Source organism: Pseudomonas sp. C2.3V, from assembly GCF_058536325.1.
Window position 1 is genome coordinate 556,467 of sequence record NZ_JBZUBN010000002.1, and the last position, 12,255, is coordinate 568,721.

Sequence of the window (12,255 nt, forward strand, 5' to 3'; positions counted from 1 at the left end):
GCTTCGTTATGTATTGACGATAGCATCCTGGTGAGAGGCCGAACCCTATAGCCATACCTCATCCATGCCCAGTCTAACCAGTAGGGAGTTTTGCGGCCTGTTTACGTAAGCTCATGTAGTCACTGACTTGTCTGGTCCACCATAAGAAGGAATAGGCAATGACCGTCAAGGCTGTAAGTAATAACGATAACCCGCCAGCAGGCTCGGAGTCAGACAAAGCCTGGAATCAGGCAGTGGAAGATGCCAAGGAGGTCGGCATCCGCTGGGAACGCCCTAAGGACGATACGCGTTCGGCGCAGGAAATCATTGATGACAGTCCGCTACTCAAACATCTGGGCAACCAGAGCGGGGTGAAGGACAAACTCAAGGAGCGGGTGGGCGATTTTGAGAAGGACGCTGACGCCGCATACCGGGCTGTCCAGGTGCTTGAGCACGTAGTGAAGATCGATGAAAACGGCAATCGCATCATCGGTGACAGCAATGTCGATAATGATCGAATCGATGGATTCACCAAAGGGGGCGATGCAAAGCACGGTACTGAAGCTGGCCGCCTACAAGACTTTGGCAAGTATGGGTTCTCTTTTTTGAAGGGCGAGCTCCATCAGGTCTCTTTAGCTGGTAATAACGATAAGGCTCGCGAGCAGGCAGAAGCGCTGGGTATCCGCTGGGAGCGGCCGGAAGGTGATGATCGCTCCGCGCAAGACATTATTGATTCCAATCCCTTGCTCAAGAACCTGGGCAACCAGAGCAACGTGAAGGACATGCTCAAGGAGCAGGTAGGTGATTTTGAAAAGGACGCCGATGCAGCCTACCGGGCTGCACAAGTGTTGGAGCATGTAGAAACGTTGGACGCCTCTGGTGAGAAGATTGCCGGAAAAGACGTGGGTAATGGCAGTATCAACGGCTTTACCAAGAGTGGTGAGGCGAAGCACGGCACTGAAGCCGGTCGGCTGCAGGATTTTGGTAAGTACGGTTTTTCTAGCCTGAAAGGTGAGCTCAAGGACCCTGCAGCGGTAGCGGGTGACAAGCAGGCCCGTGAGCAGGCCGAGAAGCTAGGCATCGTATGGGAGCTGCCTCCGAACGATAAGCGCTCGGCCCAGCATATTATCGACAGCGATCCGCTACTCAAGAATCTGGGAAACCAGAGTGGCATCAAGGATATGCTCAAGGAGCGAGTCGGCGATTTTGAAAAAGATGCCGATGCAGCCTACCGGGCTTCACAGGTGCTCGAACACATCGAGCGCTACGACGGTGAAGGCAAGGTTCTTTCTGGTAGCGATATTGGCGATGGCAAGATCAATGGCATCACCAAGGGCGGCGAAGCAGAAAATGGCACTGAAGCCGGCCGACTTCAGGATTTTGGCAAGTACGGTTTCTCCAATCTCAAGGGGCCAGAGCTTACCGAAGAAGGGAAAATCGATTTTGCACGCGAAAGTGCAGGCCTGCCACCAGATACCGAAACGGATGTCGCCAACCTGGAAACCACCACAACTGATCCAGCGGACAAGAACCGCAAACTTACCGTGAGCGAACTGACGTGGCAGAACCTGCTCGCCGATTGGAAAAAGGGAATCGACAACGGCAGCATTGCCAAGGACGATGACCGCGCCAAGCTCTATAACGCCTTGCGTGCTCAGAGCGCCAGCGAGAACGGGTTGGACATGGTCGTGCTGGACATGTCGATGGGACAGGGTACAGCCAAGGTGAGCGGTAAAGACCTGTCTTCCATCATTGATAAGGCCAAGGTGGACGAACAGGTCGGCAAGCTCTTCGGCTCGGAAAGCGTACAGAAGGATTTCCAGGCTCAACAAAGTAAGGCCCTGGACGCACTGCCAAACAAGGACGCGGTGCGCGAAAAACTCGAGACCATGGCCTTCTCCGAGGAGTACTCGCGTTATATCGCCGAACTCAAGAAGAATGGCAAGGATGAACTGGCGGAGGCTGACATCGGCAAGACCTATGCTTCGCTGGCGGCCTTCGACCCGGACAAGGCTGCGCAGTTTTCCCAGCACATGATGATTGACGCCACGACAATTGATCTCGACAAGCTGCTGGCCGATCCCTCGGGAATCAACGACGAAAACACAGTTCTAGCTACCCAGGACACCATCAAGACGCTCCTGACCGCACTGAAAAAAGGCGGCATCGACCTATCGCGGCGCACCGTGGAAACCGAGCGCTTCGTACAGGAGTTCCTGGGTAACAAGCAGACTGCAAAAGCATTTGGCGAAGCACTCAAGGAATTGGGGGCGACCTTTAGCAAGAACGGGGTCGTGACGGCGGATGACATCAACAAGGTTATGAGCAAAGACGTCTACAAGACCTTGGGTGAGGGCGCCCATGGCAGCATGCTCAAAACCATTACCGAGCTCAACAGCAACGGTGCGTTGGGGTCTGCAGGCGGTCTGATTTCCCTGGCTTCCGGGATTTACCAGATTGCAGGCAAGGGCGGCACGCTGGCGGATACTCCAGAGGAGCGCCTGGCGATTGCAAAAGACTTTGTCAGTGTCTTGGGCGCAGGGCAGCACTTTGTGAACTTGGGCAGTAATATCGTCGATAGCATCTGGGGGACCAAGATCAACCAGATGATGGGGTTGGACAAGTCCTTGCCGCAGATCTTTGGTAAGGATGTACCGGAAGGTTCTGGCAGAAACCTGAGCCTTGTGGAGGGTGATCTGAAAAAGATCTATGAAGGCTTCAACGCAGCGATTGATGCGGCCCCTGTTCCCGATCAGCAGAAGCTGGCAGCAAAAATGGATCTGACGCCGGAGCAATGGACAACGCTGAACGAAGGCTTCCGTGACGGCTTTGCCAAAAATCCGGGGCTCAAGGGCAGCACCCCTACCAGCCGTGGCGTTTCGGCATTCCTGCGGGTCATGGATGCAGGCGCTAATACCTTCACCGGGGTCGCTGACATTGTGCTGGGTGGCTTGAAGATCAAGTCAGGTCTTAACAGCAATGACAAGGTCGCCGTGGCGCAGGGTGCTATTACTGTTGCTGCGGGCGCCTTCAACTTTGCCGGTGGCGGCGCACAAATGGCCGCGGTCATGGGAGCCAACGCCGCTCGTGCCCTGGCGGGGCCGCTCCTATGGGTTGGCGCAGCATTGACGGTGGCGCTGACGCCCTTCCTGATCGTCGAGGACATCAAGCACAACAACCGCATGGATGCTCATCGCGAAGATTTGCAAAGCCTGATCAACGATCTGAATGATCAGAACCTGCTCACCGCCGATGGCAAACAGCGCTTCGAGTTTCTGGATGAATATATGTACAACTACGGCCAGCGTGACGCACCGGAAGATCTCAGTATCTTCGAGTACCGTGAAGAGGAATATGAGTTCTTTGCAGACGGAGGGCATTTGCCGTCGCCCGGTTTTGACGACGTCGAGCATGAAGATTACAAGGGGGATGGTGCCAACCTCGATACACAACTGGCGTAAGCGAATAGCGATGAGTTGAATCAAGGACTGAGCTGCGACTCATAGCAAAACAGCAAGGCGGGCCAGGGAAAGGCCCGTCTTGCTGCCTGTCTTACTTGACGCCCGCCTGTAGCGGCGTTATGCCCTGCGGCCTAATCATCTACCCCCTATATAAGTGGCACCGACCAGTCCGGACAAGCTGCTAGTCAAGAGCATGACAGGGACACCTGCATTGATCTGCATTTTCAAGCGCCCTACGGATATCCGGCGTATCGTGAGACGGTCTTGCACATTGCCTGGAGAAAGCATGCAAGACCGCAATGTTGAACGATTGGCGCAAGCCGATCAGCCCTTGTGGTAGCTTGGCGCAAGTTTGTAGACCGAGGTATTCAGCCCCTCGAAGCGTGCCTTGAGTTGGAGAGCCAAATACAGAGAATAATGTCGGGACTGATGAAGATTGCCCCCATGGAACCAGAGGTTGTCTTGCTGGGTAGGCTTCCACATATTACGCAGCTCTCCCTCGTATGGGCCTGGGTCCTTGGTGGTACCTGACCCAAGCCCCCAGCACCGGCCTACTTTGTCAGCCACTTCCTGTGAGATCAGCTTGGCGGCCCATCCATTCATCGAGCCGTAGCCGGTGGCATAGACGATGAGATCAGCCGGTAATCGGCTACCATCGGTCAGGACTACGGCGTCTGGCTCGATATGATCGACGCCCAGTCCCTTCCCGCTCTTGAGCTTGATAGTGCCATTGGCGATGAGCTCCGACGCCCCAACATCAATGTAATAGCCTGAGCCGCGGCGAACATATTTGAGGAAGAGGCCGGACTCATCGTCCCCGAAGTCCAACATGAAACCGGCTGCGCTTAACCGCTCATAGAAGTCCTTGTCTCGTTCCTTAACACGGTCGAAGGCCTTGCGATGAAATTCAGGCAGCACACGGTAGGGCAGGGAAGCGAACAGCATGTCGGCCTTGTCTGCCGTGATTCCCTGCTCAAGGGCATCCTCGGAGTAGAGGGGGCCGAAGACGATTTCCATCAACGAATCGGAGCGTACGATATGGGTGCTGGAGCGCTGCACCATGGTGACGTCCGCACCGTTTTCCACAAGATCGGCGCAGATGTCATGGGCCGAGTTGTTGGCCCCAATAACGACTGCTCGTTTGCCACGCCAGGCATCGCCTCCTGGGTGTTGGCTGGAATGATACTGCTGCCCGGCAAACGTCTCAGCGCCGGGGTAAACGGGAATATTGGGCACACCCGACATACCGGTTGCCAGAATCAGCTGGGTAGGTTTAAGCGTAATCGGTTTGCCGTCACGTACCACCTCTACGGTCCATTGCCGCGCAGCCTCGTCATAAGAGGCTTTGACGCATTCGGTTTTTGCCCAGTAATTGAGCTCCATGACTTTGGAATACATCTCCAGCCAGTCGCCGATCTGATCTTTGGGCGTAAAGACGGGCCAGTGATCAGGGAAGGGCAGATACGGCATGTGGTCGTACCAGACGGGATCATGCAGGCAAAGCGACTTGTAGCGACCACGCCATTGATCGCCCGGTCGTTCAGCCTTGTCGACGATCAAGGTAGGAACGCCAAGGCGCTTGAGCCGTGCGGCAAGCCCCAGACCGCCTTGCCCACCCCCGATGATCAGACAATAGGGTTGTTCGGTGATACCTAGGGCTGCCTCCTCGTCACGGCGTTTTTCCAGCCAGTTGCGCTTGTCGGTATGACCATGTCCATGCGTTGCACCCATGGGGCGACGCCGCCCGGAAGGCTCCTCGAACCCTTTGAGTTCACGCATGGTGGTGAGGAGTGTCCAGCACAGCCCGTCTTTGAGTCGCACATAACCTTTACCACGGGCAACGTCTGTTTCCAGACGGATCCAGCCTTCGAGTACACCGTCGGTTAGAGTCGCCTCGCCCTCCAGTGTCCAGTGATCAGGTTGGGTCTGTTCGAGGCGCTCCTCAAGCATTTCACGAATCGCGTTTTTGCCCTCCAGCGTAATCAGGTTCCAGCTGAACAGCACCAGATCACGCCAGTAGCAGTCATCGGCAAACAGCTCAAGTGTGCCATCGATGTCTCGTGCAGCAAGGCGGCTGCCGAAGCGCTCTATCCAGTTGGAGAGCTGGGCTGTGGGGGATTGCGCTTGCGATACGGCTGTAGGATCAATATGAATATTCATAGGTGTCTCCTCCCGGACTAATTGTTGTTGTGCGCAGTCCGCCCCGGGTCGGCAAGTCCGCGTCGGCTCAAACAGGTCTGTCGTGACGGGGTTAGTTAAACCGTGCAACGGGTAAGAGGGTGAGGGCTTCCCGGTACCAGGCACGCCGGCGTAGGAGGGATTGTTCAGCGGGCGTAGCGTGCTGCTCCCTTGAATCGATAATGGATGGCCTTGGCGTACCGTATGGCAGGGCGAAAACGTTCCTGCTGCAGAAAAAGGCGTAACGCATGAATGGACTCTCCTGATCGTTGTTGTTGTGCAGGGGAATACATAGGAGAGTGGAGCAAGGATAAGGCCAGGTTTGGAAAACGCTTACCTGCTGTGGTGTTGCCGATACGGTTGCGGCTATCCCAGGTCAGCCCGTGTATCGGTCCTGGCCTAAGGGGTGACATTTTGTACCGCTTCTGGCCTACCGGCCTTGGAGGCTTGAATGACCTACACTGAACGTTGCATCTTGCCGCCTGCATAGGGGAGAACAACAAGAATGTCCCAAAGGCCTCATACTTCAATACCTCCTTTTTCAAAAGCACAAGACAGCTTGCCTTCAGGCTCTACAGACCCGGTTGTCGTACGCTCCTGGCAGCGCTGCCTTGAGCACTACCAGCTGGATCCTGCCAGTCCCCAGGCACCTTGCGTCATAGAGCAGCCGCGCTTGGTTGATCACCGAGAGCCGCTGTGTAACCTCCTTGGCTTGGCCCGTGGGCAGATGAACACCCTTTACCAGCAGCTGGGCGGGGCAGGACACACGATCTTGTTGACCGATGCCCAGGGCGTGGTGATTGAAAGCGTCTTCCATGAGGCAGAGCAAGTTCTGCTCGAGCGTGCTGGCCTGTGGCTTGGTGCGGTATGGAACGAAGATATCGAGGGGACCAACGGGGTGGGTACCTGTCTGGTTGAGCGCCAACCCATCACGATTTTTCGAGAGGAACACTTTCGCAGTCGCCATACGGGTTTGACTTGCTCGGCGATGCCCGTCTTTGATCCGGCCGGAAGCCTCCAGGCGGTACTCAATGTTTCTACGGTTCGCGAGCAGCAATCGCGGCAGAGCCAGTTTCATACGATGGCGCTCACGACACTTTCGGCAAAACTGATCGAAAATGGCTTTTTCCTGCAGCACTGTAAGCAGGACTACCTGCTGCGCTTCCATACCCAGCCCGAGTTTCTCGGTCTGCTTAGCGAGGGGCTCTTGGCATTCGATGGAGGGGGCCGGATTACCGCGGTTAACGAGCCTGCCCTGAACCTACTGGCTACCCGCCGGGAGGCGTTACTGGGTCAGTCGCTGGAAGGCGTGCTCGACATTAGACTCGATGAACTCCTGGCCTATGCGCAGCCACAACCCAGTACCTATTGGTCGATATGCACTTTGCGTGGCGTGCTGCTTCATGCACAGGTACGGGGCATACAGCTGCGTACGGTTGTAACGCCTCCGCCGGTTCGCCGCGCAAAGATCGAGGGGCTATGTCTCGCCGATCATGCACTACATGCGGCGTTCGATCGGGCGCTCAAGGTGTTGGAGCATGATGTGCCGGTTCTTCTCTATGGGGAGACCGGGACTGGCAAGGAGGCTTTCGCTACTGCGCTGCACCGTGCCAGTTCACGTGCAGGCAAGCCATTTATCGCACTCAACTGTGCGGCCATTCCCGAGGCGCTGATCGAGAGCGAGCTGTTTGGTTATTGCGGCGGAACATTTACCGGTGCACGTAAAGAGGGCATGGCAGGCAAGCTCCAGCATGCCAATGGCGGCGTCCTGTTCCTTGATGAAATTGGCGATATGCCGCTTGCCCTTCAAACCCGGCTGCTGCGTGTTCTAGAGGAGCGTCATGTCGTTCCGTTGGGAAGTACCGTACCACAGCCGCTTGATATTCGCCTGATCAGTGCCAGCCATCGAGACCTCAAGGCGCTGGTGGCGGCGGGTCAGTTTCGGGAAGATCTCTATTACCGCCTGACTGGCCTGCAAGTCACCCTGACGCCTTTGCGAGAACGAAGCGACAAGGCTGAGCTGATCGATCATCTGCTCCGAGAAGAGGCTCGTGGCAAAGAAATTCGAGTGGAACCGGCAGCCAGGCAGGCGCTACTGGCGCAGCCATGGCCCGGCAATATTCGTCAGCTGAGAAACCTGTTGAGAACGCTTGTAGCCTTGAGCGAAGGGTGCTGGATCGGCCTCAGGGATGTGGCAGCCGTGCTGCCGCTGGAGACACCTGCAGAAAATGCATGTAACCCTTTGGGGACAGCGGAGCGTGATGCCCTGGTTGCAGCCTTGCAGGCTGAGCACTGGCATCGGGGGCATGTGGCTGAGCGGCTCGGTATCAGTCGCAATACGTTGTACCGCAAGCTCCGTAAATACGGGCTGATCAACCGTTAATTAAGGTGGCATCTCTCACATCAACCGGAAGGCACCAGGCCGATTAACGGCTATATTAAACGGCTCAGCATTCCAGATTCGCCGTGTCCCGATTGTGTTGATCGGGGCACGCTTGAGAGTTGGCTTTCTCGTCTATACGACCTTCACGAGGTTATCTACTGACAAGCGGCCTGCCCAAGCTCTACCAGCTTTCCACCTTGCCTCAGTTTTGCTGCATCCACCACTCTGACAAGCTTTGCGGGCGTACCGTACTGTTTGGCACTCAGGCAAACGGATTCGGCCAGCCGGAACTGCAAGGTATGATCATCGACAACACCTATCTGCAGCAGGGACGGTGTAACCCAGCGGGCTTCCTTGATAGGGCTTTTCTTGTTCGAGACAAGTGCATGAATCAGTTGCTGCCGCTGAGCGACATCAGTAGTTCCCGCTTGAGCCTCGCGCGGAGTTGAAGCGGCACGAAGCCCGAGATAACCCAGGGCAGCGCTCACAATCATGAGCAACAACAGTACTTTCCTGGCTTTCGACATCGTCGGTGGTTTACTCCAGGGAAACAGGTCAGTCATCTCGTCGGCGGCCATGCGGAGCATATCGTTTTCCCCGATCATCAATGCAAGCTCCGGCTGAAGGCTATGGCGCACGAGCCAGACGCGCAAATTATCCGCCGATACAGACATCGAGCGTTATAGGGCTTGGACACATATTCTTTCTAAAGATTTTTTCTATCGGTTCGATAGAGAATGTGATGCCTTGCAAGGGCAGCCTTTGGCTGCGCTCATCCTGCTTAACGTGCAGCCATAAAAGCACGACGGCAGGTAATCGACTGAGCTTCGTACCATTGATATCGAAGCAGACTCTGAGGTGAACATCGTGCTCCGAAACATCCCGTTGGGTTTCAAGCTTCTGCTGATTCTCATATGCCCACTTCTCGGCTTCCTATGGCTCGCGACGGCGAAGGTGGTTGATAGCTACCAGACCTTGCAGGAGATGAATCGAACGGTGGAAGCGAGCACGGTTGCCCAGAAGGTAAGTCAGTTAATTACTGTGCTGCAGCGTGAGCGCGGCGCAAGCGGTGTTTATCTGGGCAGCAAGGGAAATGCAATGCGGGATATGCTGCCTCGCATGCGTCAGCAGACGGATGAAGCTATGGCGGCCTTGCGCGCGCTTTCTGGAAGCGCCAGTGAGATTCGCGATGCCATGGCTGGATTGGATGGTTTGAAAGCCACCCGTGACCAGATCGATACGCTGGGCATCACCAACCGTGAATCAGGCTCGCGGTTTACCAAAGTCATTCAAACGCTGATTGGATTCACTCATTCACTGGAGCACAATGTGAATGAGCCATCGCTTGCCCGAGCGTTATCCTCGCTTAATGAATTCATCGAGATGAAGGAGCGGGCAGGTCGTGAGCGGGCCATGCTAGGTGTCGTGTTCAACCAGGATCGGTTCGATTCTGATCTGCTATCAGCTTTCAGCCGTAACCTGGGTGAGTTTTCCGCCTACTCCGAGGCCTTCAGACGTAACGCGTCTGAGGCGCTTGTGCGCAAGCTTGATGAAAAGATGCAGCAGCCCAGCGCGCTTGAGGTCGCACGTCTGCAGCGTCTGGCATTCGAGACGCCGATCGGTCAGTCACTGGGTGTGTCGGCCGAAGGATGGTTCAAAACTTCGACGAGCCGAATCGATCTGATGGGTGAAGTAGAGGAAGAGTTGGGACAGCAGGTGGGCGCCCTGGCGGCCAAGGCGCAGCATCATGCGTCAGCCGTTCTGTGGACAACGCTGGGTGTCGCAGTGCTTGCGCTGTTGGTCGTCTCGGTGCTGTCCTACCTGATCATTCGCAACATCAGCGTTGCCGTAAAAGCGGTGAACAATGCGCTGCTGGCACTTTCGCAACGCGATCTTACTGCGCGATCCGATTACAAGGGCAAGGACGAATTTGGCGAGATTACCCATAACCTCAATCGTATGGCTGACGAGTTGGGTCAGGTGATTCAAGAGATTGGTAACGCCACCACGCAAGTTGCGACGGCCGCGGAAGAGTCTTCAGCGGTCACACTTCAGACCAGCAAGAGCATTGAGCGCCAGCGCCAGGGTACTGAGCTTGTTGTCACCGCGATCAACCAGATGAGCGCGACCGTGCGGGAGGTGGCTCAGAGCACCAGCGATGCCGCCAGCATGTCACAAGAGGTCAACCAGAGCACAAGCCAGGGGCGACGTGAAGTGGAAAGCACGATCAGTGTCATACGCGAACTGTCTGCGCAGGCCGATCAGACCGCAGCCATCATCAGCGACCTGAAGCGAGAAAGCGACTCCATTTCCACGGTGCTTGATGTGATCCGCGGCATTGCGGACCAGACCAATTTGCTGGCGCTCAATGCAGCCATCGAAGCGGCGCGGGCCGGCGACCACGGTCGGGGCTTTGCGGTGGTGGCTTCCGAAGTACGTATGCTGGCTCAAAAGACACAAGAGTCTACTGGCAATATTCAGCAGATGATTGCAAACCTGCAGACAGGCTCTGATCGCGCTACTCAATCGATGCAGGAGACTGTAGGCAAGGCTCGCGCAGGCGCCTCCAACATCGAGCGGGCCGGTGATATGCTCACCAGGATTGCCGAGGGCGTAGCCAGTATCAACGATAGAAACCTGCAAATTGCTGCGGCTGCGGAAGAGCAAAGCGCCGTAGCGGAGGACATCAACCGCAACATCGTGGAGATCAACGATGTGGCTATCCAAGTCAGCGCAGGTGCCGAGCAGACTGCCGCAACCAGTCTGGAGCTGGCGCGTCTGGCTGAGCACCAGCAAAAGCTGGTAGGTCGGTTCAGGTTGGTGTAAACCGCACGTGTAATCGATTGACTCGGTTTTGCTGAGCTACGCTTGGTTATCGTTATCAGCCGATCCGGCTAGTGTTTGAGTCATCTGAACGTTTGTCAAAGACAGACGTTCAGGCTCAACAGGCGGGTATCAAAGACGTTACCTTTAAAAGACACTCAGCTGCCTGCCGGTTACTGTACCGGCAGTGCTCTTATGGCGATCTTGTTTATTTATCAGCCGGTGCCGCCTGAGAGGAGCCTGACTGCGCGGCACTGGATCTCTTGTTCCGACTGGGTATCTTTGGCTTTGTCCTTCTTATTGGCCTCGTGATGGCCAACCGCGCATCCTGCCGCCGCACCTGCACTGTCGTGATGTCCCGCAACATGGCCGGCAGCGCCTCCTACGACAGCCTCCGTAATCAGTTTAAGTGGCTGGCCTCGCAAGTCCTTCGAGGGATAGGGCAGCCGCGTCTGTAGCAAGCGGTCTCCAGACGATTGCGGCATAACATGAAGAGGTGTCGGCGAGCAGAAAAAAGTGTTTGACTTAGAGCGCACTCTAACCTCTAGGATCCTCTCCATGGACTCGAATTTAACGATAGATGAAGTTGCCAAGCGTACTGGTCTGACGGCTCACACGTTGCGCTACTACGAGCGTATCGGGTTGATTGCGCCTGTTGGCCGAGCCCCTGGCGGCCAACGGCGTTACGCAGCATCAGACATGGCCTGGATCAGTTTTCTTCTAAGGCTGCGTACCACCCAGATGCCTATCGGAAAAATGCTGACCTTCGCAAAGTTGCGTGCTGTTGGAGACTCAACCGTATCCGAGCGCCGTCGCTTGCTGGAGGATCACTTGGCGGAGGTACTTGCCCAGATCGAGGCCATGAAAAAGTCTGCCGATGCCCTGCAAGCCAAGGTCGAGCACTACCAGGCGCTGGAGCATTCCTGACATAACCCTTAGCTACCATGGAGAGACGCCTGATGAACACTGCAACGCGCTATGAACGCGGACTTGAGAAGTTAAAGGAAATCGATGGTGAGATAGGCGAGCGCGTCGTCGCCAGTCTTGCTGACATCGCTCCGGACTTTGCACGCTATCTAATCGAGTTTCCGTTTGGAGACATCTACTCTCGTCCCGGTCTTGACCTTAAAAGTCGAGAAATTGCAGTGGTGGCGGCGCTCACGGCTATGGGGAATGCAGCGCCTCAACTCAAAGTACATATCCAGGGCGCGCTGAATGTAGGTGTTTCGCGTGAAGAAGTCATTGAAACCATCATGCAGATGGCGGTCTATGCAGGCTTCCCAGCGGCATTGAACGGACTGTTCGCAGCCCGAGAGGTCTTTGCATCGCTAGATACTTTGGATCAACCAGTAGCGGAACCAGAGCATTAAGGCCGCCAAGGCTTGGGTATTCATAAAGACCGTTTGATTCAAAGCGTTTCACGGATTCAAT

Annotated in this window: 8 protein-coding genes; 5 read left to right on the plus strand and 3 right to left on the minus strand. The window is 55.8% G+C overall.

Annotation, left to right across the window (positions count from 1 at the left end):
* The first annotated feature begins 158 nt into the window (after positions 1-158).
* Positions 159-3,440, plus strand: coding sequence for a type III effector HrpK domain-containing protein (locus tag AC4LF3_RS22335; protein WP_491836763.1), 3,282 nt, complete (start codon positions 159-161; stop codon positions 3,438-3,440).
* A gap of 324 nt (positions 3,441-3,764) precedes the next feature.
* Here the strand turns inward: AC4LF3_RS22335 and AC4LF3_RS22340 are convergent, their stop codons facing one another.
* Positions 3,765-5,600, minus strand: a complete 1,836-nt coding sequence (locus AC4LF3_RS22340; protein ID WP_491836764.1) for an NAD(P)-binding domain-containing protein — start codon at positions 5,598-5,600, stop codon at positions 3,765-3,767.
* A 523-nt stretch (positions 5,601-6,123) separates the two neighbouring features.
* Between AC4LF3_RS22340 and AC4LF3_RS22345 the strand changes: the two genes are divergently transcribed.
* Positions 6,124-8,001 (plus strand): sigma-54-dependent Fis family transcriptional regulator, encoded by a 1,878-nt coding sequence (locus AC4LF3_RS22345; RefSeq protein WP_491836765.1) that lies wholly within the window; start codon positions 6,124-6,126, stop codon positions 7,999-8,001.
* A 155-nt stretch (positions 8,002-8,156) separates the two neighbouring features.
* Here AC4LF3_RS22345 and AC4LF3_RS22350 read toward each other — a convergent pair whose 3' ends face one another.
* On the minus strand, positions 8,157-8,654 hold the full coding sequence (locus AC4LF3_RS22350; RefSeq protein ID WP_491836766.1) for a hypothetical protein: 498 nt from the start codon (positions 8,652-8,654) through the stop codon (positions 8,157-8,159).
* Positions 8,655-8,868: 214 nt separating this feature from the next.
* Here AC4LF3_RS22350 and AC4LF3_RS22355 point away from each other — a divergent pair, with 214 nt between their 5' ends.
* Complete coding sequence (locus AC4LF3_RS22355; RefSeq protein ID WP_491836767.1) at positions 8,869-10,827, plus strand: methyl-accepting chemotaxis protein; 1,959 nt, start codon at positions 8,869-8,871, stop codon at positions 10,825-10,827.
* Between the two features lie 212 nt (positions 10,828-11,039).
* On the opposite strand, the gene AC4LF3_RS22360 is transcribed toward AC4LF3_RS22355, so the two are convergent.
* Positions 11,040-11,285 (minus strand): hypothetical protein, encoded by a 246-nt coding sequence (locus AC4LF3_RS22360; protein ID WP_491836768.1) that lies wholly within the window; start codon positions 11,283-11,285, stop codon positions 11,040-11,042.
* A gap of 97 nt (positions 11,286-11,382) precedes the next feature.
* Between AC4LF3_RS22360 and AC4LF3_RS22365 the strand changes: the two genes are divergently transcribed.
* The gene (locus AC4LF3_RS22365; protein WP_150346282.1) at positions 11,383-11,751 is read left to right on the plus strand and encodes a MerR family transcriptional regulator; all 369 of its coding nucleotides are present in this window, start codon (positions 11,383-11,385) and stop codon (positions 11,749-11,751) included.
* A gap of 32 nt (positions 11,752-11,783) precedes the next feature.
* Positions 11,784-12,194, plus strand: coding sequence for a carboxymuconolactone decarboxylase family protein (locus AC4LF3_RS22370; protein WP_019364671.1), 411 nt, complete (start codon positions 11,784-11,786; stop codon positions 12,192-12,194).
* Positions 12,195-12,255: the final 61 nt, after the last annotated feature.